The sequence below is a fragment of the Paenarthrobacter sp. NyZ202 genome, assembly GCF_049860755.1.
GTDB lineage: Bacteria > Actinomycetota > Actinomycetes > Actinomycetales > Micrococcaceae > Arthrobacter.
On record NZ_CP187556.1, the window covers coordinates 2,306,796 to 2,330,752 of the forward strand.

General features: G+C 64.1%; 17 protein-coding genes. 11 read left to right on the forward strand and 6 right to left on the reverse strand.

The window, feature by feature from the left end:
• Positions 1–11: 11 nt before the first annotated feature.
• Positions 12–563 (forward strand): dihydrofolate reductase family protein, encoded by a 552-nt coding sequence (locus tag ACPFL9_RS10690; RefSeq protein ID WP_426002558.1) that lies wholly within the window; start codon positions 12–14, stop codon positions 561–563.
• A gap of 25 nt (positions 564–588) precedes the next feature.
• Here the strand turns inward: ACPFL9_RS10690 and ACPFL9_RS10695 are convergent, their stop codons facing one another.
• The gene (locus ACPFL9_RS10695; RefSeq protein ID WP_426002559.1) at positions 589–1,053 is read right to left on the reverse strand and encodes a hotdog fold thioesterase; all 465 of its coding nucleotides are present in this window, start codon (positions 1,051–1,053) and stop codon (positions 589–591) included.
• Between the two features lie 160 nt (positions 1,054–1,213).
• Here ACPFL9_RS10695 and polA point away from each other — a divergent pair, with 160 nt between their 5' ends.
• From polA to rpsA, 3 genes are all read left to right on the forward strand, one after another.
• On the forward strand, positions 1,214–3,856 hold the full coding sequence (gene polA, locus ACPFL9_RS10700) for a DNA polymerase I (RefSeq protein ID WP_426007530.1): 2,643 nt from the start codon (positions 1,214–1,216) through the stop codon (positions 3,854–3,856).
• 75 nt (positions 3,857–3,931) lie between these two features.
• Positions 3,932–5,242: a GNAT family N-acetyltransferase gene (locus ACPFL9_RS10705; RefSeq protein WP_426002560.1), complete on the forward strand. Its 1,311-nt coding sequence runs from the start codon at positions 3,932–3,934 to the stop codon at positions 5,240–5,242.
• A gap of 245 nt (positions 5,243–5,487) precedes the next feature.
• On the forward strand, positions 5,488–6,963 hold the full coding sequence (gene rpsA, locus ACPFL9_RS10710) for a 30S ribosomal protein S1 (RefSeq protein WP_021470388.1): 1,476 nt from the start codon (positions 5,488–5,490) through the stop codon (positions 6,961–6,963).
• A 154-nt stretch (positions 6,964–7,117) separates the two neighbouring features.
• Here rpsA and ACPFL9_RS10715 read toward each other — a convergent pair whose 3' ends face one another.
• Entirely contained in the window at positions 7,118–7,807 is a 690-nt protein-coding gene (locus ACPFL9_RS10715) for an IMPACT family protein (protein WP_426002561.1), read from the reverse strand.
• Between the two features lie 22 nt (positions 7,808–7,829).
• Between ACPFL9_RS10715 and coaE the strand changes: the two genes are divergently transcribed.
• The 4 genes from coaE to ACPFL9_RS10735 all read left to right on the forward strand — a co-directional run bounded on the left by coaE (position 7,830) and on the right by ACPFL9_RS10735 (position 13,772).
• Positions 7,830–9,071 (forward strand): dephospho-CoA kinase, encoded by a 1,242-nt coding sequence (coaE, locus tag ACPFL9_RS10720; protein WP_426002563.1) that lies wholly within the window; start codon positions 7,830–7,832, stop codon positions 9,069–9,071.
• A 29-nt stretch (positions 9,072–9,100) separates the two neighbouring features.
• Entirely contained in the window at positions 9,101–11,200 is a 2,100-nt protein-coding gene (uvrB, locus tag ACPFL9_RS10725) for an excinuclease ABC subunit UvrB (RefSeq protein ID WP_426002565.1), read from the forward strand.
• Between the two features lie 164 nt (positions 11,201–11,364).
• The gene (locus tag ACPFL9_RS10730) at positions 11,365–12,390 is read left to right on the forward strand and encodes a TerC family protein (RefSeq protein ID WP_426002567.1); all 1,026 of its coding nucleotides are present in this window, start codon (positions 11,365–11,367) and stop codon (positions 12,388–12,390) included.
• A gap of 29 nt (positions 12,391–12,419) precedes the next feature.
• Complete coding sequence (locus tag ACPFL9_RS10735) at positions 12,420–13,772, forward strand: MFS transporter (RefSeq protein ID WP_426002569.1); 1,353 nt, start codon at positions 12,420–12,422, stop codon at positions 13,770–13,772.
• Positions 13,773–13,790: 18 nt separating this feature from the next.
• Here the strand turns inward: ACPFL9_RS10735 and ACPFL9_RS10740 are convergent, their stop codons facing one another.
• The 4 genes from ACPFL9_RS10740 to ACPFL9_RS10755 are packed head-to-tail and all read right to left on the reverse strand — an operon-like array spanning position 13,791 to position 19,557.
• Positions 13,791–15,119: an alpha/beta fold hydrolase gene (locus ACPFL9_RS10740; protein ID WP_426002570.1), complete on the reverse strand. Its 1,329-nt coding sequence runs from the start codon at positions 15,117–15,119 to the stop codon at positions 13,791–13,793.
• Positions 15,112–15,621 carry a GNAT family N-acetyltransferase gene (locus tag ACPFL9_RS10745; protein WP_426002571.1) on the reverse strand — a complete coding sequence of 170 codons (510 nt, stop codon included), beginning with the start codon at positions 15,619–15,621 and terminating at the stop codon, positions 15,112–15,114. Before ACPFL9_RS10745 ends, ACPFL9_RS10740 begins: the two co-directional genes overlap by 8 nt.
• A 13-nt stretch (positions 15,622–15,634) precedes the next feature.
• Positions 15,635–17,011 (reverse strand): CoA transferase, encoded by a 1,377-nt coding sequence (locus ACPFL9_RS10750; RefSeq protein ID WP_426002572.1) that lies wholly within the window; start codon positions 17,009–17,011, stop codon positions 15,635–15,637.
• An 11-nt stretch (positions 17,012–17,022) separates the two neighbouring features.
• Positions 17,023–19,557 (reverse strand): DEAD/DEAH box helicase, encoded by a 2,535-nt coding sequence (locus ACPFL9_RS10755; RefSeq protein ID WP_426002573.1) that lies wholly within the window; start codon positions 19,555–19,557, stop codon positions 17,023–17,025.
• A gap of 68 nt (positions 19,558–19,625) precedes the next feature.
• On the opposite strand from ACPFL9_RS10755, the gene ACPFL9_RS10760 reads away from it, so the two are divergent.
• The 3 genes from ACPFL9_RS10760 to uvrA all read left to right on the forward strand — a co-directional run bounded on the left by ACPFL9_RS10760 (position 19,626) and on the right by uvrA (position 23,916).
• On the forward strand, positions 19,626–20,405 hold the full coding sequence (locus tag ACPFL9_RS10760; RefSeq protein WP_426002575.1) for a trans-aconitate 2-methyltransferase: 780 nt from the start codon (positions 19,626–19,628) through the stop codon (positions 20,403–20,405).
• Between the two features lie 136 nt (positions 20,406–20,541).
• Entirely contained in the window at positions 20,542–20,922 is a 381-nt protein-coding gene (locus ACPFL9_RS10765) for a GntR family transcriptional regulator (protein WP_426002577.1), read from the forward strand.
• A gap of 66 nt (positions 20,923–20,988) precedes the next feature.
• Positions 20,989–23,916, forward strand: a complete 2,928-nt coding sequence (gene uvrA / locus ACPFL9_RS10770) for an excinuclease ABC subunit UvrA (protein WP_426002581.1) — start codon at positions 20,989–20,991, stop codon at positions 23,914–23,916.
• Positions 23,917–23,957: the final 41 nt, after the last annotated feature.

The following is a 23,957-nucleotide window of genomic DNA, read 5'->3' on the forward strand; positions in this document are numbered from 1 at the left end:
AGTCTGGGGCCATGCCCAACTTCCAGTACTACGTTGCGTCCACCATTGACGGGTTCATTGCATCCCCCGAGGACGACCTTGGCTGGCTCCTCCAGTTCGAACAGGTGGAGGGCGTCAGCGGCAGTTACGAATCCTTTTTTGCCGGTGTGGGGTGCATTGTCATGGGTGGGGACACGTACCGGTGGCTCGTGGAGCACGAAGCCGGAAAGTGGCCGTATCCGGACATGCCGTGCTGGGTCTTCACGCACCATGAATACGCGGCCCCTGCCGGATCCAACGTCACGTTCGTCCGCGGCGATGTCCGCGAGTTTGCGCCGGACCTGGTGGCCGATGCCGGTGACAAAAACGTCTGGCTGGTGGGTGGCGGAAACCTGGTGGCGCAGTTCGCCGACGCAGGGCTGCTCCACGAGATCATTGTCACCATCATTCCCGTGGTCCTGGGCTCCGGGAAGCGGCTGCTGCCGCTCAAAGGCCCGACGGCGCCCCTGGAGTTGGTCTCGTCACGGATCCTTGGCGGGGCAGCAGCCGAACTGCACTACCGGATGCCGGGCAGCAGGACATAGCGGCCCGGCACGGCGACGCCGGCGGTCAGGGACGGTTGTCCCGGATCATGTTGGTGATCCGGGCGGTGGAAAGCCTGCGGCCCTTTTCGTCGGTGATGACGATCTCGTGGGTGGCCAGGGTGCCGCCGAGGTGGATCGCGGTGCACGTACCCGTGACGGTTCCGCTGGCGATGGAACGGTGATGGGTGGCGCCGACCTCGATGCCTACAGCGTGCCGACCCTTTCCAGCGTGGAGGGAGGCCGCAAACGAACCCAGTGTCTCTGCCAGTACCACGTGGGCGCCGCCATGGAGGATTCCCGCCACCTGCGTATTGCCCTCAACAGGCATCGTGGCCACCGTACGTCCGGCGCTGAGCTCCGTGAAGCGGATGCCCATCTTGACCACCAGGGCGCCCACACCATGGCCGGAAAGCCACTCGTGGAACTCTTCCGGAATACCTGCCTGGTTGAGCTCGTCCAGAAACCGGTTCGGCGTGAAATTGTCCATCATGCCAACTAGGCTGGCACCTGTGAGTGAAACAACCAAACCGGACCAGGTTCCATCGGCCCAGGCTGCCGCCATTGCAACAGCCCCCAATCCCTCAACATCGGATTCCCTTGCTACGGCGGGGGAGGGGCGGCCCAGGCTGCTGGTCCTGGATGGCCACTCCATGGCTTTCCGCGCTTTTTACGCTTTGCCCGCCGAGAACTTTTCCACGGCGCGTGGACAGCACACCAACGCTGTCCACGGCTTCACGTCCATGCTGATCAACCTCATCAAGGACCAGAAACCAACCCATGTCGCCGTTGCTTTCGATGTCTCGGATGACACCACGTTCCGCAAAGCGGAGTACAGCGAGTACAAAGGCGGCCGCAACGCTACTCCGGCTGAGTTCCAGGGCCAGATCGGGCTGATCGCCAGGGTCATGGAGGCCTGGGGCATCAAAACCATCGCACTCCCTGGCTATGAGGCGGATGACATTCTGGCCACCCTCGCGTCCAAGGCTGATGCCGAAGGCTTTGAGGTCCTTCTGGTCTCCGGAGACCGCGACTCCTTCCAGCTAATCAACGACAACGTGTTCGTGCTCTACCCCAAGCAGGGGGTCAGCAACATTCCCAAGCTCGATGCCGCCGCCATCGAGGAGAAGTACTTCGTCAAGCCTGCGTTTTACTCGGACCTGGCGGCGCTCGTGGGCGAGTCCGCGGACAACCTCCCGGGCGTTCCCGGTGTGGGACCCAAGACTGCAGCCAAATGGATCAACCTTTACGGTGGACTTGAAGGCATCCTGGAAAACCTCGACGCCATCGGCGGCAAGGTGGGCGGCGCCCTCAAGGAAAACGTTGAGAACGTCAAGCGCAACCGCCGGTTGAACCAGCTCCTGACGGACCTGGACCTGCCTGTTTCCCTGGCCGACCTCCACGAGCCAAGGCCGGACCGCCAGGCCATCGAAGACCTTTTCGAGGAGCTGGAATTCAGGACGCTGCGCACCAGGCTCTTTGATCTGTACGGGGACGACACCGCCGGGTCCGCTCCTGACAGCATCGATACCCCGGACTTCGCCTCGTTGGCCGGCGCCGCGGAATTGGAGGCTTTCTTCGCGGCCGGTTCGGGAGTCCGCTCCGCCCTCGCGGTACAGCCTGTCCCGGGCCGCGTTGGTGAGGACGCCGTGGCCATCGCGGTCGTCCGGAACAACGCCGCAGCCTACATCGACCTCACCGGGCTGGACGCTGCGGCGGAGTCCGTACTCGCCGCCTGGCTGAAGGACCCCGAGGAAGCCAAGGTCCTGCATGAGTTCAAGGCTGCCCTGAAGGCGCTGCACAACCGTGGCCTCAGCTTGGAAGGCGTGGTGGACGACACCTCCATCTCCGGCTACTTGATCCAGCCTGACCGGCGCAGCTACGACCTCGCCGAACTGGCCCAGGTGCACCTCAAGATCACCCTCGCCCCGGCAACTGCGCCATCGGGCCAGCTGGAACTGGACCTCGCAGGCGGCACGGACCAGGCCGCCGCCGCGGCACTTATCCAGCAGGCCGCCGTCGTGCACGCCCTCAGCAAGCACTTCGAAAAGGAACTTGCCGAGCGCAAGGCGGACGCGCTGCTCACCACGCTCGAACTCCCGGTGGCGCGGGTACTGGCGCAGATGGAACTCACGGGCATCTACGTGTCCATGGAACGCATGAACGAGCAATTGGCCGACCTCGGCAAAGTCATTGAGAGCGCCCAGGAACAGGCGTTCGCCGCGATCGGGCACGAGGTCAACCTGGGCTCGCCCAAGCAGCTGCAGACCGTATTGTTCGAGGAACTTGGCCTGCCCAAGACCAAGAAGATCAAGTCCGGCTACACCACGGATGCCGCCTCCCTCAAGGCGCTGCTGGAAAAGACCGGGCATGAGTTCCTGGTCCAGCTCATGGCGCACCGCGAGTCCTCCAAGCTGGCCCAGATGGTGGAAACCCTCAAGAAGTCGGTCGCCGACGACGCCCGCATCCACACCACCTATGCCCAGAACATCGCAGCCACCGGCCGCATCTCCTCCAACAACCCCAACCTGCAGAACATCCCGGTGCGCAGCGAGGAAGGACGCCGGGTCAGGGGCGTGTTCATGGTCAGCGAAGGCTACGAGTGCCTGCTGTCCGCAGACTATTCGCAGATCGAGATGCGCATCATGGCACATCTGTCCGGGGATGAAGCCCTCATCCAGGCGTACCGTGACGGCGAAGACCTGCACCGCTTTGTCGGTTCCCGGATCTTCAACGTGGCCCCGGCCGAGGTAACCAGCGCCATGCGCTCCAAGGTCAAGGCGATGTCCTATGGCCTGGCGTACGGACTGACGTCCTTCGGTCTTTCCAAGCAACTGGAAATCTCCGTGGACGAGGCCCGTACCCTCATGAAGGACTACTTCGACCGCTTCGGCGGCGTCCGCGACTACCTGCGCGGCGTGGTGGACCAGGCCCGCGTAGACGGCTACACCGCCACCATCGAAGGCCGCCGGCGCTACCTGCCGGACCTGACCAGCACCAACCGCCAGGCACGCGAAGCCGCGGAACGCATTGCCCTGAACTCACCGATCCAGGGTTCGGCCGCGGACATCATCAAGCGCGCCATGCTGGGCGTGGCGGCAGAGCTGGAGGGACAGGGACTTAAGTCGAGGATGCTCCTCCAGGTCCATGACGAACTCGTCCTCGAAGTCGCTCCCGGTGAGCGGGAAGCCGTGGAGAAGCTCGTGGCGGAACAAATGGGCGCCGCCGCAGAGCTTTCCGTGCCGCTGGAGGTCCAGATCGGTGTCGGATCCAGCTGGCACGAGGCCGGGCACTAGCAGGCAGGTTCCACGCCGCAAGGGCGCGCCGCCGCTGTGGTGGCGCGCCCTTGCGCGTCTGGTTAGGCTCGGGGAGTGGCTGATCCCAAAGTAACGACTCCCGCCAAATACACCGTCCAACGATTCCCGGCCGCCCACCCGGATGCCGCCGACTACGGCCGCAGCACCGCATGGGTGCAGGCCGTTTCCCACGGGTTCCACCAGCAGCGCCGTGATGAGGAGTATGTGGCCAGGACCCTGGCTGCCTACCGCACCGATGAACGCGAGCTGACCGGCGTCTACGTCACGGGCACCGTGCCCGATCATTCCCTGGACTCCGGCGTTCCGGTGGCCACCTATGCCACCATGCGCAAGCAGCTGAACGTTGGTTTCGGGAAGCAGGTGGAGGCAAACCTGGTGACCTCCGTAACGGTTCGCGGCACCCACCGCCGCAACGGCATCCTGCGCGGCATGATCACGGCCGACCTTGAGGCGGCCAAGGACGACGGCTTGGCGATTGCCGCGCTCACGGCCTCCGAAGGCAGCATCTACGGCCGGTTCGGGTTTGGAGTCGCAACCTTCGAACGGAGCATCACCGTGGATACGGGGCCCCGGTTCCGTCCCAGGGGAGAGGCTTCGGGTTCGGTCGAGGTGGCAGATCCGGCAGTCCTCCTGGAGATCGCCCCTGCGCTCTTTGACCGCGTCCAGCGCTCAACGCCCGGGTCGGTGGGGCGCCAGGAGTATTACCGGCTTCTTGCGTCCGGATCCCTGGGGCAGGACGGCAAGCCCGACACTTCGGTTCGCTGCGCCCTGCACTACGACGCCGATGGCGGCCTCGATGGCTATGTTTCCTACCGCTTCAAGGGCTGGGATTCAAAGCCCTACACCATGGACATCGTTGACATCGTGGCAGGCACGGACGCTGCCTACCTGGATCTGTGGCGATTCCTGGGGAGCATCGACCTCATTGACCAGGTCACGTGGGCAGAGGCGCCGGTCGACGATCCTTTGGCATGGGCGCTGGAGGACCCGCGCTGCATCGACGCATCGGATATCCGCGACATGTTGTGGCTGCGTATCCTCGACGTACCGGCCGCATTGTCGTCCCGGCACTATCCGGTGGCGGGACGGCTTGTCCTGCAGGTCGCGGATCCCCTTGGCCTGGCTGGCGGCACCTGGGAGGTGAAGGCCGACGGCGGTGCTTCCGCCAGCGTGCGGGAAGTCCAGGACGGGCAGCCTGATGTCAGTCTCGACATCGCTGATCTTGGGTCGATCTACCTTGGCGCGGTGTCACCGGTAACCCTTGCCGCCGCGGGGCGGATCAGGGAACACCGGAGCGGGGCAGCACTGGAGGCCCGGCAGTTGTTTGCCGTCGAACGGCCGGCTCACTGCCTCACGCACTTCTAGCTCCACCGTGGTGGGCATCCGCCGCGGGCCAGGACCACGGCGGGCGGGGTCGCGGCGGTACCGCCCTTTTTGACCATGCTTTGCGGAATCCACTACAATAAACGGGCGTGTACTACGTGCGCGCAGCCATTTTGTAACAATCCACAAATCAGGATGACCCGGCACTGTGCCGTGTTCTGCCGTCCGGAGCCGGGCGGCAGCGGTTTGCCTGACCGACATACTATCCACAACGGAGCCCCTACTACATGACCATCACCTCCACCGAGAAGCCCGGTGCCCCCGTCGTCGCAATCAACGACATCGGCACCGCTGAGGACTTCCTCGCAGCCGTCGACGCCACCATCAAGTACTTCAACGACGGAGACCTCGTCGAAGGTACCGTCGTCAAGGTCGACCGCGACGAAGTCCTGCTCGACATCGGTTACAAGACCGAAGGTGTCATCCCTTCCCGTGAGCTTTCCATCAAGCACGACGTCGACCCCGGCGAAGTCGTTGCCGTTGGCGACCAGGTCGAAGCCCTGGTTCTCACCAAGGAAGACAAAGAAGGCCGTCTGATCCTCTCCAAGAAGCGCGCACAGTACGAGCGCGCCTGGGGCGACATCGAGAAGGTCAAGGAAGAAGACGGCGTCGTTACCGGTACCGTCATCGAGGTTGTCAAGGGTGGCCTCATCCTGGACATCGGACTGCGCGGCTTCCTGCCGGCATCCCTCGTCGAAATGCGTCGCGTCCGCGACCTCGCTCCGTACATCGGTCAGCAGATCGAAGCCAAGATCATCGAGCTGGACAAGAACCGCAACAACGTTGTGCTGTCCCGCCGTGCATGGCTCGAGCAGACCCAGTCCGAGGTCCGCTCCACGTTCCTCAACAAGCTGGAAAAGGGCCAGGTCCGTCCGGGCGTCGTTTCCTCCATCGTCAACTTCGGTGCCTTCGTGGACCTTGGCGGCGTAGACGGCCTCGTCCACGTTTCCGAGCTCTCCTGGAAGCACATCGACCACCCGTCCGAGGTTGTCGAAGTTGGCCAGGAAGTCACCGTCGAGGTTCTCGAGGTCGACCTGGACCGCGAGCGTGTTTCCCTGTCGCTCAAGGCTACGCAGGAAGATCCGTGGCAGACCTTCGCCCGCACCCACGCCCTCGGCCAGGTTGTTCCGGGTAAGGTCACCAAGCTCGTTCCGTTCGGTGCGTTCGTTCGCGTCGAAGACGGCATCGAAGGCCTGGTCCACATCTCCGAGCTGGCTGTCCGCCACGTGGAACTCGCCGAGCAGGTTGTCTCCGTTGGTGACGAACTGTTCGTCAAGGTCATCGACATCGACCTCGAGCGCCGCCGCATCTCCCTCTCCCTCAAGCAGGCAAACGAGGGCGTTGACGCTGACAGCACCGAGTTCGATCCCGCTCTGTACGGCATGGCCGCTGAGTACGACGAAGAGGGCAACTACAAGTACCCCGAGGGCTTCGACCCCGAGTCGAACGAATGGCTCGAGGGCTACGAGGCACAGCGTGCCGCTTGGGAGCAGCAGTACGCTGACGCCCAGACCCGTTGGGAAGCCCACAAGAAGCAGGTTGCCCAGCACGCTGCCGACGACGCTGCTGCTGCAACGTCCGGCGAAGGCGACTCCGGCGCTACCAGCTACTCCTCGGAGCCGGCTGCTGCCGAGTCCAACGCGGGTACGCTGGCTTCCGACGAAGCCCTCGCTGCTCTGCGCGAGAAGCTCACCGGCAACTGATTTCGGCCACCCTCACGGGTTGGGCTGAATAGCCAAAGAAGGACCCCTGCCGCACGGCAGGGGTCCTTCTGCTTTGTCTTTGTCTGCGAGGTGCGTTCGTCTGCGAGGCGAATGTGTCTGCGTGGTGCATTAGTGTGCGTGGCGCGGCCGTTGGTCAGCGGGGTACGTCGATCCACTCAGTGCCCCGGGGCTCCAGGATAGAGCTGCCGGCAGTGAAGGCTGCAACGCGTGCCTGTGCTTCCCCGATCGCCTCCGCTTCATCCGGAAGCGCCACCCGAAGAACGGCCTGCCCCGCCTGGTACTCTGTCTCCGCCATCACGAAGCCGCTGCTGCGCAATTCGTTTTCGAGCCGCCCTGCATCGGCGTGCCGCACCCCCACATCGCACAGCCGCAATCGCCTCCGCCGTACCAGCGGCGCCGTCTCCAGTGCGGCGGAGACGGACTCCGAATACGCCCGCACCAGCCCACCGGCACCCAGCAGGATGCCGCCAAAATAGCGCACGACGACGGCACCGATGTCGCTGAGGTCAGCCACCCCGACTGCCGTCTCACGTTTGACCAGTGCTTCCAACATCGGGATGCCTGCCGTCCCGGACGGTTCGCCGTCGTCGGACGACCGCTGCGTCATCCGGTCCGGACCGATCACAAAAGCGGAGCAATGATGCCTGGCGTCGTGGAATTCCCTGCGCAGTTCGGACACCAGCGACCGCGCCGTTTCCTCATCCGGCGACCGCCGCAGGACGGTGATGAACCGTGAGCGGCGGACCTCAAGCTCGTGGCGGAAGTCCGGCCCGGCCGCCAGGGTGGTGTAGCTCGTCGCAAGGCTGTCTTCCGAAAAATCCACCGCTTCAGTCTAGTGTGGAGGGGTGCTGAAAATAGGGCTGACGGGCGGCATCGCCTCGGGAAAGTCGTTGGTGGCTGCGAGGCTGCAGGAGTTGGGCGCCACCCTCATTGACGCGGACCTCCTGGCGCGGCAGGTGGTGGAACCAGGAACCCCCGGCCTCGCCCGGGTAGTGGAGGCCTTCGGTGACCAGATTCTGGATGTCAGCGGACGGCTGAACCGTGCGGAACTGGGCGCCATCGTCTTCCGCGACCCAGCGAGGCGGGAGGTGCTCAACAGCATCATCCATCCATTGGTCCGCGCGTCGGCTGCACAAATCCTGGAGGGGGCGGGGCAGGGCGACATCGTGGTGCAGGACATTCCGCTGCTGGTCGAAACAGGGCAGGGGAGCAGCTTCCACCTGGTGGTGGTGGTGGATGCCCCTGACGATGTCCGCTTGCGGCGGATGGTGGATTTGCGTTGCATGCAGGAAGCCGACGCGTATGCGCGCATGGCGGCGCAGGCGTCCCGGGATGACCGGATCTCTGCAGCCGACGTGGTCTTGGACAACTCGGGGAGCCGTGAAGAACTCCTTCGCAGCGTGGATTCCCTGTGGTTCCACCGGCTGGTCCCGTTCGCGGGGAACCTGGCAGCCGGCGTGCGTGCCCCGAGAACGGAGGGAGCTGTCCTGGTGGAGGCCGACCCCGTCTGGGAACCGGCAGCAGCGCGGCTCGCGGCCCGGATACGACTGGCCGCAGGGGAGGACATCCAGGCGGTGGACCACGTGGGTTCAACTTCTGTACCGGGGCTTGCGACCAAGGATGTCATCGACCTCCAGGTCGCCGTGGCAGATATGGGAACAGCCGACAGGATCGCTCCACTGCTTGCTGCGGCTGGTTTTCCCGCAGTGCCGCACGCCAACCGGGACACTCCCAAACCTTCCCTCCCGGACCCGTCGCTGTGGGAGAAACGGTTCCATGCCAACGCCGATCCCGGGCGCCCGGTAAACCTTCATGTTCGCGCAGCAGGTTCCCCGGGGTGGAGGTATGCCCTGATGTTCAGGGACTGGCTCCGATCCGACGCAGCGGCCCGCGCGCTGTACGCATCACACAAGCGCGGCCTTGCGGCCGAATTCGCGGATGTCCAAGGCACCGCGGCCTATGCGGAGGCTAAGGAGCCTTGGTTCACCGACGTCGCCTGGCCGGCCATGGAAGAGTGGGCCGCCCGCACGGGGTGGGTGCCGCCGTCGTATGCTCCTCATCACTCCAGCGGCAATCCCGGACAGTAGCTGTCCGTGGGCAGGGGTAGATTAACATCATGAGCCTTGCCCAGGAGATCAACCGTGTCGTCGCGCCGTTTGAGGTCATCAGCGAATACAGCCCGGCGGGCGACCAGCCGGCAGCCATTGCCGAACTGACGGAGCGAATCAGGAATGGCGAGAAGGACGTCGTCCTGCTGGGCGCCACCGGTACCGGCAAGAGCGCCACCACCGCCTGGCTCATCGAACAGGTGCAGCGGCCCACCCTCGTGCTGGTCCAGAACAAGACGCTTGCGGCGCAGCTCGCCAACGAATTCCGTGAGCTGCTGCCCAACAACGCCGTGGAGTACTTCGTCTCCTATTACGACTACTACCAGCCGGAAGCCTACGTGGCGCAGACTGACACCTTCATTGAGAAGGACTCCTCCATCAACGAAGAAGTGGAACGGCTCCGGCACTCGGCAACCAATGCATTGCTTACTCGGCGCGACGTCGTGGTGGTCGCTACCGTCTCCTGCATCTACGGCCTGGGTACGCCGGAAGAGTACATCGCCGGGATGGTGACGCTGCGGCGGGGGATGGAGCTCAACCGTGACCACCTCCTGCGCAAGTTCGTCTCCATGCAGTACACCCGGAACGACATGGACTTCCATCGCGGCACCTTCCGCGTCCGTGGAGACACCGTGGAGATCATCCCGATGTATGAGGAACTGGCGATCCGGATCGAATTCTTTGGCGACGAGATCGAGAATATCCAGACGCTCCACCCGCTCACTGGCGAGGTCCTCCGGGACGAGGACGAGATGTACGTCTTCCCCGCATCCCACTACGTAGCCGGTCCGGAACGGATGTCCCGTGCCATCAAGAGGATTGAAGATGAGCTGGCCGACCGCCTGAAGGTCCTGGAAAGCCAGAACAAGCTGGTGGAGGCCCAAAGGCTGCGCATGCGCACCACGTATGACCTCGAGATGATGCAGCAGATGGGTTTCTGCAACGGCATCGAAAACTACTCGGCGCACATTGACGGCCGCGCACCGGGCACGGCTCCCCATTGCCTGCTGGACTACTTCCCGGACGACTTCCTGCTGGTGGTTGATGAATCCCACGTGACCATCCCCCAGATCGGTGCCATGTACGAGGGGGACATGTCCCGCAAGCGGAACCTGGTGGACTTCGGCTTCCGGCTCCCGTCAGCGATGGACAACCGCCCGCTCAAATGGGATGAGTTCCTGGAACGGATTGGCCAGACCGTCTACCTCTCGGCAACTCCCGGCAAATACGAGCTCGGCAAGGCGGACGGCTTCGTCCAGCAGATCATCCGCCCCACAGGCCTGGTGGACCCGGAGGTAGTAGTCAAGCCCACCAAGGGGCAGATCGACGACCTCCTGGACGAAATCAGGATCCGCACCGCCAAGGACGAACGCGTACTGGTGACCACCCTGACCAAGAGGATGGCCGAAGACCTCACAGACTACCTTGTAGGCCACGGCGTAAAGGTGGAATACCTGCACTCGGACGTAGACACCCTGCGAAGGGTTGAACTGCTCCGTGAGCTCAGGATGGGCGTCTTTGACGTCCTGGTGGGCATCAACCTGCTGCGTGAGGGCCTTGACCTTCCGGAAGTGTCCCTCGTCAGTATCCTCGACGCTGACAAGGAAGGATTCCTCCGCTCGTCCACGTCGCTCATCCAGACCATTGGCCGTGCCGCCCGAAACGTCTCGGGGCAGGTGCACATGTACGCGGACAAGATCACCGACTCCATGGCCCAGGCCATCGACGAGACCAACCGGCGCCGCGCCATCCAGGTGAAGTACAACAAGGACAACGGCATCGATCCGCAGCCCCTGCGGAAGAAGATCGCGGACATCACCGACCAGTTGGCGAAGGAAGACGCCGATACCCAGGAACTGCTGAACAACAACCGCCTGGCCAAGGGTGGCAAGCGCAGCAAGTCCACAGCCAAGGCTGCTGCGGCTGTCCGGCAGGACGGCCTCGCGGCGGCGCCGGCCGAGGACCTCGTCGGGCTGATCGAACAACTGACGGAACAGATGCACGGCGCGGCCGCCGAACTGCAGTTCGAAGTTGCGGCAAGGATCCGCGACGAAGTCAAGGAGTTGAAGCGCGAATTACGCCAGATGCAATCCGCAGGGCACGCCTAAGGTAAGGTTTAGGTCACGTAGGGGAGTATCCCAAGCGCTACGATCGTCAGCACGCAAGGCACAGATGCCTCGCCGGACGTAGCGGGCCGCCGCATCGCCATCACCGCACCCGGCAGGCCGGAGAGACTTACACCGCTTTCCCGTACCCTGCGAAAGGCATTTTCATGCAGCTTCCCGTTTGGTTTGAGGTCGGCTCCTTTGTCGTCCTCGGAATCATCCTGCTGATCGACCTCCTGCTGGTCGTCAAGCGTCCCCACGAACCGTCCATGAAGGAAGCCGGCCTCTGGGTCGCCTTCTACGTGACACTGGCACTGATCTTCGCTGTTGCGATGTTCTTCTTCGCCGGCCACGAATACGGTGGACAATTCATCGCAGGCTGGGTCACTGAGTACAGCCTCAGTATCGACAACCTCTTCGTCTTCATCATCATCATGGCCCGGTTCTCGGTGCCCAGGAAGTACCAGCAGGAAGTGCTGATGGTGGGCATCATCATTGCCCTGATCCTGCGCGGCATTTTCATTGCCCTCGGTGCCGTGGTCATCGAGCAGTTCAGCTGGGTGTTCTACATCTTCGGTGCGTTCCTGCTCTGGACCGCCTGGAAGCAGGCCAAGGATTCCGGCGAGGATGAGGAAAACACCGAAAACGCGCTGATCACCCGCCTGCGCAAGGTTCTGCCCATGTCGGAGACTTTCGACGGCGGCAAGATCCGCACCACGGTCAACGGCAAGAACGTCTTCACCCCCATGCTCATCGTGTTCATCACGATCGGCATGACGGACCTCCTTTTTGCAGTGGACTCCATCCCGGCGATCTTCGGCCTCACCCAAAGCGCCTTCATTGTGTTCACCGCCAATATCTTCGCGCTCATGGGCCTTCGCCAGCTGTACTTCCTGCTGGGTGGCCTGATGAACCGCCTGATCTACCTCAAGCACGCCCTGTCCGTGATCCTCGCGTTCATCGGTGTGAAGCTGGTCCTGCACGCCATGCATGTCAACGAGTTGCCGTTCATCAACGGCGGCCAGCACATCGAATGGGCTCCGGAGATCCCCACCTTCGTTTCCCTGGGTGTGATCGTGGGCACGATCGTCATCGCCGTTGTGGCGAGCCTGCTGAGCCCGGCAGCACGCCAGGCCAAGATCGACGAGCGTCTCGAAGAAGATGCCCGCAAGAGCATGAGCGAAGCCGAGTAACCGGCCACGGGAAGTTGTAGTCTCATGAGGTGACTACCATTTCTCCTACGGCGCTGGACCCCCAAGGGGTCCAGCGCCGTACTGTTTTCCTGCTGGGGTCTGCCCAGCTCCTCAGCGGTATTGGCAATGGTGCCACGCTGTCCATTGGCTCCTTGCTTGCTGTGGACCTGTCAGGTTCGGAAGCCTGGGCGGGATCGATCACCACGGTGCTGACGCTCGCCGCGGCCCTCACTGCCTTGCCGTTGGCACGGCTCGCAGAACGGCGTGGCAGAAGGGTTGGACTGGTGACGGGCCTGGTGTCCGCACTGGTTGGCGCTTTGCTGATCATGTGGTCGGTGGTGGCGGCGTCCTTCCTGCTCCTGCTGCTGGGGGCAGCGCTGCTGGGTCTTGGTACCGCAGCGAATCTCCAGGCGCGGTTTGCCGCCGTGGACCTCGCTGATGCGGAACACCGCGGACGGTCGCTCTCCATCGTTGTCTGGGCTATCACCATCGGAGCCGTAGCCGGGCCCAACCTGATCCAGCCAGGAGCTGTGGTGGGCGAAGCCCTGGGGCTGCCGCCCATCGCAGGACCCTTTGTCTTCTCGGCGGTCGGCCTGTTCCTGGCCGCGGCAGTGCTCTTCTTTGGGCTGCGCCCGGACCCGCTCCTGCTGGCGCGCCGGCTCGCGTCCGAAGCCGCCGGCCCGGCCGCATCCGCGGCCAGGGGCAGCATCCGTTCAGGACTCGCGGCCATCCGGTCGTCCCCACGGGCAGGGCTTGCCCTCGCGGCCGTCATTGGCGCCCATGGCATCATGGTTGCCGTCATGTCCATGACGCCTTTGCACCTTCAGCAGATGCTGGCCGGCTCCCACTCGGGCCACCATGCAGCCACGGACAGCACTGATGCGCTGGTGGTCATCGGCCTGACCATCTCCCTGCACATCGCCGGCATGTTCGCGTTGTCACCGATGTGGGGATGGCTCACGGACAAGGCAGGACGGCTCCAGACAATCGCCATGGGGTACGGCCTGCTGCTCGTGGCCGTCGTGGTTGCAGGATTCGGGCAGTACGAGCCGGTACTCGTCACCCTTGGCCTGATCAGCCTGGGCCTCGGGTGGTCGGCCGCCACGATCGCCGGGTCAACGCTGCTGGCCGAGAGTGTTGCCGATGACCAGCGGGTGACGGTCCAAGGCGTATCGGATACCCTCATGGGTGCTGCGGGAGCCGTGGGCGGGGCCACCTCGGGCGTCATCCTTGCATGGATCGGCTACCAGGGCCTCAACATCGTTTCCGGTGCACTGGCCGCGGCGGTGCTGGCGATTACCCTCACCACCGCGGCACGGAGTGGTTCGCAGGTGCCCCCGCAGGGCCCGCTTGACGGACCTGCCACGGAGCAGGCGGCATAACCCGGCTGCCCGCGACGGTCAGCCTGCCCGGACCATACCCAAGAGCCGCCGGAAAATGCCCTCTCCGTCCTCACCGATACCGTCATGATGGAATTCATCGGTGACCCACGGCTGGAGGCCACGGACCGACGACGCGGTCTCGAGCGACAGATCGTGATCAACGTAGATGTCGTCCCGGTACACTGCGGCTGCCACTGGAACAGTGTTGACGGCAAGCTGCTGGAGGTCGTATAGGGGTGCCCAGTCCTTGATCGCAGCCAGTTTTTCGGCCACTGGTCCCAGCGGCACCAGTGCCGGGTCCTGCTCGAAGTACCAGGGATAGACCATTTCGCCCGTCAGCAGCGGATGCTCTGCCCCCGGCAGGAATTCCGGGAAGTCTTCCAGCACGCGCCAGGCCGCCCAGTCCGTAGCCTCGCCCTGTCCGTAAATCGACTCATGGAGCACGGCGTACAAGGGGTTGGCTGCGCGGCTGACCTGGCTGTGCACCTGCTCCAGGAATACCTGGGACAACCTGTCTCCCGCCGGGGTGGGGATGAAGGCGTCCTCGAGCAGGTAGTGCAGTGCATGGACACGCGTGTTGCCGCCCAGGAACGATCCCACCATCTGGAAACGCTCCGGCGTCAACCTCTCGCCACTGGGCAGGAACTCCGGCTGAACCTCGAGATGCCGGGCGATCCGGGTGACGATGCCGCGGTCTCCCGGATACCAGTGGAAGTACTCCTCGTTGCGGGCCGCAACGCGGCGGAACGTAGCACGGTAGACCCGGTCCGCCGGGCCATGCAGGGGAGCCAGCCCACCGGTGATGAGGACTTCCCGCAGGCCTTCCGGTGCGAAGGACAGGTAAGTCAAGGCGCAGAAGCCACCAAAACTTTGTCCCAGGACCGTCCACGGTTCCGAGCCAAGGACACCGCGGATGAATTCGGCGTCCGCCACGATCGAGTCTGCGCGGAAGTGGGTCAGGTATTCGGCCTGGGCGCTGACATCGCCCCTGAGCGCCAGTGATTGCTGCTCAACAGGCGTCGACAGCCCCGTTCCACGTTGGTCCAGCATCAGGATGCGGAAGTCACGCGCCGCGGCTTTCATCCATCCGGACAGGGAAGTGACGCGGTTGCCCCGGCCGCCTGGACCGCCTTGCAGGAAGAGCAGCCAGGGGAGGTCGGCGGCCTCCGCTGCACTGTGTTCAAGGGAGGAGTACTCCCTGGCGAACACGGTGATGGTTTCGCCGGCACTGTCCGGACCATGCACCAGCGGGACCGTGAAAAAATGCTCGGCCGTTCTCAGGCCACGGAACTCGTGCCGGGCCTTGATGGTGTGCACGGCCGCCGGGGTGCTGCGGAGATCAACCATGAGCGAGTGCCTTGCCGGCGCCGTCCCTGCTCCCGAAGGACTCAAGGGCACTGCCCGTCAGCCGGAAGGTTGACCATTCCTCCATGGGGACTGCACCCAGGCCCTTGTAGAAGTTGATGGAGGGTTCGTTCCAGTCCAGCACGCTCCACTCCACCCGGGCGTAGCCACGTTCGACGGCGGTCGCTGCCAGGTGCTGCAGGAGAGCCTTCCCGTGGCCTTCTCCGCGTGCTTCCGGAACCACGTAGAGGTCTTCCAGGTAGATGCCGTGGACACCCTCCCACGTGGAGTAATTAAGGAACCACAACGCGAAGCCCTGCACCGCTCCGGCGGCGTTCGCGGCAATGGTTGCATACACCCGCGGGTTCTCACCGAACAGGACATCGGCCAGTTTCTCCGGGGTGTTCTTGACGGCGTCCGGTTCCTTCTCGTAGATCGCGAGGTCGTGGATCATACGGAGGATTGCAGGGACGTCTTCAACGGTGGCAGGGCGGATTACACTCATGGATCCGAGCTTACTAGGGCAGTCCCGCTGGATCCTGCCATCGGGGTTCCGAGGAACCATAGGGGACCGGGGCGGAGCGGTAGGTGAGCGGACCGCCGTCGAGCATCAACGGCGGATCCACGAACCGAAGCCTGCCGTAGGCGCTGTCGGAGAACCGGTAGCCGGGAGCGGGAAGTGTGTCCGGGGTCCCCTCGGCAGGGCGGAGCACGAAGAGTTCCTCTGCCGTCCTTGCCAACGAGAGCCGGGCCGCGCCTCCTGTGCCCTTGTCACGCCGCTCCGCCAGCAGGGCAAGCACGGCCGCTGCAATGCCGTATCCGGTCGCGTGGTCCAGGGCCTGGACCGGAAGCGCACCCGGCTGCCAGCCGGCTTTGTCCTGTCCATAACGTTCAGCGATACCGCAGGCGGCCTGGACCAGACTGTCGAAGCCCCTGCGTGCTGTCCACGGCCCTTCGTGTCCCCACGCGGTCAATGTGGCCACCACCAGCCCTGGCCTGTCGTGCAGCAGCGCGGACGCATCCAGTCCATAGCGGTCCAGACTGCCACCACGATACCCGGTGATGACTGCGTCGGCGCCGTCCAACAAGGCGCGCACGCGCTGGAGGTCCTGTTGCCGGGCAAGGTCCAGTTTGACGCTGCGCTTGTCGAACCCGGAATCCACGAAAGCGTCCTCGAGCTCGGGCATGCCTGGCGGGTCGACACGTAGGACATCAGCACCAAGGGCTCCCAGGAGCCGGGTTGCGGTGGGGCCTGCCACCACGCGCGTCAGGTCCAGCACCCTGAGTCCGTCGAGCGGACGGCCGGCATCCCTGTCCGGAACCCAGCCGTTCCGCGCACCGGAATGGTCTGCCGGGGTGAAGGATATCCAGGGCCCTTGGGTGGCCGCACTGAGGGGCGAGGACCGCCATTCCTCCCGCGAGCGAACAGCCGCCGCAGCACCTCCATGAGCCGCGATCACGGCCTCGGCGTCCAAGGCCTTCATGTCCAGCAGGGCACGGTCGACGTCTCCCGGACCTGCCGCGGACAGCGCTTCCATGAGTCGGGCAGCATGGTGGGGGTAATTGGCGTGCAACCGGATCCACCCGTCCGCTGTCCTCCGGAAGCCGGACATGGGTGCGAACCCCTCCGGTTTCCGTCCGTCTACCCGCAGGTGCCCCAGCGAGTCGAAGGCAGCGGCGACGCGTCCGGCCTCAACGGAGCTCGGTTGCCTGCCGGTCAGGGCATTCAGTGCGGTGGCGGCCGCGGCCACGGAGCCCAGGGCGAGGCCTTCGACATCCAGGGCTTCAGGCGGAGCAGCCCACCAACGGCGTGGGCCGGTGACAGAGGCAGGACGCGCGTGGCGGAGGGCGTCGAGGGTCCGTAAGCAGGACACCAGCCGGACCACCGCCTCCATGCCCGCGCCGCCTACAACCTATTAACGTTGGTCACGCGCACCACGGCCGTTCCGGTCCGGTCCGACTCTGCAAGATCAACGTCCGCTGAGATACCCCAGTCATGGTTTCCGGCAGGGTCGTCAAAAATCTGGCGGACCCGCCACGTCCCCTGTTCCTCGTTGATGATCAACAGACCCGGGCCCCGGGCGTCGGGGCCCGTTCCGATGTCATCGTGTTCGTCGAAGTAGTCATCCAGGACGTCTTCCCAACGCTCGGCATCCCAGCCGGAATCGGAGTCCAGCGCGCCCAAGGCTGCGGAGTCTTCATCCGCGAACAGTTCCACGCGCCGGAACATCTCGTTGCGCACCATGACCCGGAAAGCCCGGATGTTCGAGGTGAGCGACGGGGGTGGCGGCGGGGGAGCGTCGTGGGGAGTGGGGGCAAGCCCTGAGGTGAGCTCTTCCCATTCGTCCAGCAGGCTGGAGTCAACCTGGCGCACCAGTTCCCCAAGCCAGGCAATCAGGTCTTCCAGGTCCTCGCGCAGCAGGTCCTGGGGAACGGTCTGGCGCAGGGCCCTGAAACCATCAGCGAGGTACCTCAGCACGATCCCCTCGGACCGCGCGAGGCCGTAGAACTGGACGAACTCGCCGAAGTTCATGGCCCGCTCGTACATGTCCCGGATGATCGACTTGGGAGCAAGTTCGAAGTCGCCCACCCACGGGGCCGCCTTGCGGTAGACCTCGAACGCCTCACCCAGGATGTCCGCCAGCGGCATGGGATAGGTGACCTCATCGAGCATCGCCATCCGCTGGTCGTAATCGATGCCGTCCGCCTTCATGGCGGCGACTGCCTCGCCGCGGGCCTTCTTTTGCTGCGCCGAAAGGATCTGCCGTGGCTTTTCCAAGGTGGACTCGATGACGGAGACGACATCCAGCGCGTAGGAAGGCGATTCCGGGTCCAAGAGTTCCAAGGCTGCCAGCGCGAAGGGCGACAACGGCTGGTTGAGCGCGAAGTTTGGCTGCAGATGGACAGTCAGCCTGACCCCGCGCCCCTCCGCATCCTGGTCTGCTTCCGGGATTCGTTCAACCACGCCCGCCGCCAGCAGTTCCCTGTAGATTCCCAGGGCCTTTTTGATCAGCTTCAACTGGGACGCCCTGGATTCGTGGTTCCCGGTGAGGAGGCGGCGTGTTGCTTCAAAGGGATCGCCCGGGCGTTCCACGAGGTTCAGCAGCATGGCATGGCTGACCGTGAAGCTCGAAGACAGCGGGTCGGGTACGGATTCGACCAGCCGCTTGAACGTGGACTCACCCCAGCTGACGAAACCCTCCGGTGGCTTCTTCCTGACGACTTGCCGGAGTTTCTTCTGGTCGTCGCCGAACTTGGCCACTGCCTTGGCCATGGCCTTCGCATTCTCCACCACATGCTCCGGCGCCTGGACCACCACCGTACCGGCAGTGTCGTATCCGGCCCGTCCTGCGCGGCCGGCAATCTGGTGGAACTCACGGGAGTTAAGCACCCTGGTGCGTACGCCGTCGTATTTGCTCAGCGCCGTCAGCAGGACGGTGCGGATGGGCACGTTGATGCCCACCCCCAAGGTGTCGGTTCCGCAGATGACCTTCAAGAGCCCCGCCTGGGCGAGCTGCTCAACAAGCCGGCGGTACTTGGGCAGCATGCCTGCGTGGTGGACTCCGATGCCGTGGCGTACGAGCCTGTTGAGGGTCTTCCCGAACCCGGCAGCGAAGCGGAAACCGGCAATGAGCTCAGCGATGCGGTCCTTTTCTTCCCGGCTGCACATATTGATGCTCATCAGGTTCTGGGCACGCTCAATCGCCTCGGCCTGGCTGAAGTGCACCACATAGACCGGAACCTGTTTGGTGGAGAGCAGTTCCTCGAGGGTCTCGTGGACAGGTGTCTCCTGGTAGTAGTAGTGCAGCGGAATCGGGCGTTCGGCGGAGCTGACCGTGGTGGTGGGGCGGCCTGTCAGGTCGCTGAGTCCCTTTTCGAACCGCGTGACGTCGCCCAGGGTGGCTGACATCAGCAGGAACTGTGCCTGGGGGAGTTCCAGCAGCGGCACCTGCCACGCCCAGCCCCGCTGCGGGTCCGAGTAGAAGTGGAACTCGTCCATGATGACAGCGCCAAGCTCCGCGGCCGCACCCTCGCGCAAAGCGGTGTTCGCGAGGATCTCTGCCGTGCAGCAGATGATCGGCGCGTCCTGGTTGACCCCGGAGTCGCCGGTGATCATGCCCACGTTTTCGGCGCCGAAGATCTCGCAGAGCGCGAAGAATTTCTCGGACACCAGTGCCTTGATGGGCGCCGTGTAATAGCTGCGCCGGCCGCGGGCCATCGCTTCGAAATGCGCGGCAATGGCAACCAGCGACTTTCCCGATCCCGTGGGAGTGGCCAGAATCACATTGGAGCCGGATGCGAGCTCCATGATCGCTTCATCCTGGGCCGGGTAGAGCTGCAGTCCGCGGCTCCCGGTCCATTCAACGAACCGCGTGTAGATCTCGTCCGGGTCCAGTGGACCATCGGCGGCGGAACCGGGAAGCTGCTCAAGAAGTTTCATTGGTTTCCAGCTTAGTGCCCGGAAGGACTAGGCTCGCCCCAGCAGTGGAGCAGGCGCGAGGAGGCCGTATGAAGTGGGATCCGTCAAAATACGTGGAGTTCGGCGACCATCGCAACCGCCCGTTCCACGACCTCGTCGCCCGGGTCCAGGCTGAGGCTCCACGGAAGGTGGTCGACCTCGGGTGCGGCCCCGGGAACCTGACGGCCACCCTCGCGGAGCGCTGGCCGGACGCAAGCATCGTGGGCCTCGACTCCTCGCCCGAGATGCTGGCCAAAGCTGCTGTTGTTGCCGGGGGATCGCCCAACCTGTCCTTTGTCCATGGCGATATTGCTGACTGGGTGCCGGATGACGACACCGACGTCGTCATCACGAACGCGGCGCTCCAATGGGTTCCGGGACACCAGGACATGCTCGCAACGTGGCTCAGGGCACTGAAGCCGGGGGCTTGGTTCGCCCTGCAGGTTCCGGGAAATTTCACGTCACCGTCCCATACCCTGATGCGGTCCCTTGCCGCTTCCCCGCAGTGGGCGGAACGCGCAGGGGACGTTCTCCGGCACGACGGCGCCGTCGCCGCACCGTCGGACTACCTGGGTATCATGCTCGACGCCGGATGCCAGGCTGACGCTTGGGAAACCACCTACCAGCAGGTACTGCAGGGCAAGGATCCGGTGCTCGAATGGGTTCGGGGGACGGGACTGCGTCCGATCCTTGATGTTCTGTCCCCGGAAGATGCCGCAGCGTTCGAGACTGAGTATTCCGCGTTGCTGCGGGAGGCTTATCCCCCGACCCATCACGGCACCGTGTATCCGTTCCGCCGGATTTTTGCTGTCGGCCGGAAGAACCCGTGAGCGGCGGACGCAACGCACCGGCTCTTAACGGCTTGTACCCGCAGGGCGACGCTGGTCTAATTCTCGGCATGGACCAAGGACGCTTCGTTGAGCAATACCCGGTGGGCATGGCGCCGGTTGCAGGCCGGTGTTCACGGTGACGCCGGCAGACGGCTTCCCCGGTTCGTGGCGCCCCAATACCAACAGTGGGGTTGCGCTTTTTGACCAACTGCGGCTCCGGATCATTGAACTCGCGGACTCCGGTAAACTCCCGGTCGGTTCGAAGCTTCCGCCGGTCCGCAACCTGGCCGGCGTGCTGGATGTGGCCCCGCATACTGTTGCCCGCGCCTACAAGGAGCTGGAAGCGGCAGGGGTGGTGGCCACCCGTGGTCGCAACGGAACCGTGGTGTGTCCAAGGGACGACAGATGGGGCGCTTTGGCGGCCGTCGCGGCCCAGTATGCCGCTGCAGCGAAGGCCCAGGGGGCTTCCTTCGCCGAGGCGGTGCAACTTTTCGCCGCAGCCTACGACGCCGACTGAAATCCGACGGCAGGGTGTGAGGAACGACATGGCGGTTCGAAGAAGTTTTCGATTAGCATTGGGTGCGTGCCCAAAGCCTTAGCTGAAGATACTGCCATCGAATCCCTGAAAAGCGTCTCTGTCGTTCCCGATGACAAGCCCACCCGGCCGGACCTGTCCCGGCTGGTCGTCAAGGGCGCCCGCGAACACAACCTGCGCAACGTGGACCTCGATCTTCCGCGCGATGCAATGATCGTCTTCACGGGCCTTTCCGGTTCCGGCAAGTCCTCCCTGGCTTTCGACACCATCTTCGCTGAAGGGCAGCGGCGCTACGTCGAATCCCTTTCCGCTTATGCCCGGCAGTTCCTGGGGCAGGTGGACAAGCCGGATGTGGACTTCATTGAAGGCCTGTCACCCGCGGTTTCCATTGACCAGAAGTCCACCAGCAAGAACCCCCGCTCCACGGTGGGCACCATCACGGAAATCTACGACTACATGCGTCTTCTGTGGGCCCGGGTGGGACGTCCCCATTGCCCGGTATGTGGCGAGCCCATTGCCCGCCAGACCCCGCAGCAGATTGTCGACCAGTTGCTGGAGCTCGAAAGCGGCACGCGGTTCCAGGTCCTGGCTCCCGTGGTCCGCGGACGCAAGGGCGAATTTGTCGACCTCTTCAAGGAACTGACAGCCAAGGGATACTCACGCGCCCGCGTTGACGGTGAACTGGTCCAGCTCAACGAGGCTCCCAAGCTGGGCAAACAGTTCAAGCACACCATCGAGGTGGTGGTTGACCGCCTGGTGGTCAAGGAAGGCATCAGCCAGCGTCTGACGGACTCGGTGGAGACCGCCCTTGGCCTGGCGGAGGGACGCGTCCTGGTGGAGTTCGTGGACTTGGAGGCCGATGATCCGGCAAGGATCCGGGCCTTCTCGGAGAACCTCGCCTGCCCCAACGAGCACCCGCTGGCCATCGACGAGATCGAGCCCCGGTCGTTCTCCTTCAACAACCCCTTCGGTGCCTGCTCCGCGTGCAGCGGCATCGGCACCAAGCTGGAAGTGGACGAGGAACTTATTGTTCCCAATCCCGAGCTTTCCCTCGGGGAAGGCGCCATCGCTCCCTGGTCCCTGGGCACCGCCACCACGGAGTACTGGAACCGTCTCCTTGAAGGCCTCGCCCTGGAACTTGGCTTTTCCATGGACACGGCCTGGGAGAAGCTTCCCAAGGATGTCCGCAACACTGTCCTTCACGGCAAGGACCACAAGGTAGTTGTCCAGTACCGCAACAGGTTCGGCCGGGAACGGAAATACAGCACCGGATTCGAGGGCGCCATCCAGTACGTCCACCGCAAGCACGGTGAAACCGACTCCGACTGGGCCCGCGACCGCTATGAAGAGTACATGCGCCAGATTCCGTGCCCGGAGTGCAACGGTGCCAGGCTGAATCCCGCGTCGTTGTCCGTGCTGATCAACGGAAAGTCCATCGCAGAGGTAGCCGCACTTCCCATGCGGGAATGCGCAGCCTTCCTTGGCAACCTGACCCTGACCGGCAGGGAAGCGCAGATCGCCCACCAGGTTCTGAAGGAGATCCAGGCCCGGCTGACGTTCCTGTTGGACGTTGGGCTTGAATACCTGAACCTGGAGCGGGCATCGGGCACGCTGTCCGGTGGCGAGGCGCAACGCATCCGGCTGGCCACCCAGATCGGTTCCGGTCTGGTGGGCGTGCTGTACGTGCTCGATGAGCCCTCCATCGGCCTGCACCAGCGTGACAACCGGCGGCTCATTGAGACCCTGACCCGGTTGCGGGACCTCGGCAACACCCTGATTGTGGTGGAGCACGACGAAGACACCATCCACGAGGCCGACTGGGTGGTGGACATCGGACCAGGTGCCGGGGAGCACGGTGGCCAGGTGGTGCACTCGGGCCCCTACAAGGAACTGCTGCAGAACACGGAATCGTTAACCGGCGACTACCTGTCCGGCCGCCGCAGGATCGAGGTCCCGGCCAAGCGCCGCAAGTACGACAAAAAGCGGGAGCTCAAAGTCGTCGGCGCGCGGGAGAACAACCTCAACAACGTTGACGCCGCGTTCCCCCTGGGCCTTTTCACGGCCGTCACTGGTGTCAGCGGGTCCGGCAAGTCCACGCTGGTGAACGAGATTCTCTACAAGGTCCTTGCCAACAAGCTCAATGGCGCCAAGCAGGTGGCGGGCCGTCACCGCAGCGTCCAGGGGCTGGAGCACCTGGACAAGGTGGTGCACGTTGACCAGAGCCCCATCGGGCGTACGCCGCGGTCCAACCCGGCAACGTACACCGGCGTTTTCGACAACATCCGCAAGCTCTTCGCCGAAACCACCGAGGCCAAGGTCCGCGGCTACCTGCCCGGGCGCTTCTCCTTCAACGTCAAGGGCGGGCGGTGCGAAGCCTGCTCCGGCGATGGCACGCTGAAGATCGAGATGAACTTCCTGCCGGACGTCTACGTGCCCTGCGAGGTCTGCCATGGTGCCCGGTACAACCGGGAAACCCTGGAAGTCCATTACAAGGGCAAGACCATCGCGGATGTCCTGAACATGCCCATCGAGGAGGCTGCGGAGTTCTTCGCGGCGTTCACTCCGATTGCCCGGCACCTGAAAACCCTGGTGGATGTTGGTTTGGGCTATGTGCGCCTGGGCCAGCCCGCCACCACCCTCTCGGGGGGTGAAGCCCAGCGCGTGAAGCTCGCGGCGGAACTCCAGAAACGGTCCAACGGCCGCAGCATCTACGTTCTGGATGAACCCACCACCGGGCTTCACTTCGAAGACATCCGCAAGCTGCTCATGGTACTTCAGGGGCTGGTGGACAAGGGCAACACGGTCATTACCATCGAGCACAACCTTGACGTCATCAAGTCCGCTGACTGGATCGTGGACCTCGGACCCAACGGTGGTTCGGGAGGCGGCAGGATCGTAGCCACGGGCACGCCCGAGGACGTAGCGAAGTCCCCGGACAGCCACACGGGAACGTTCCTGGCCGAGATTCTCGGCTAAGGCCTCACAGCAGAGCCAGCTGGCCGGTAGGCAACATCGTC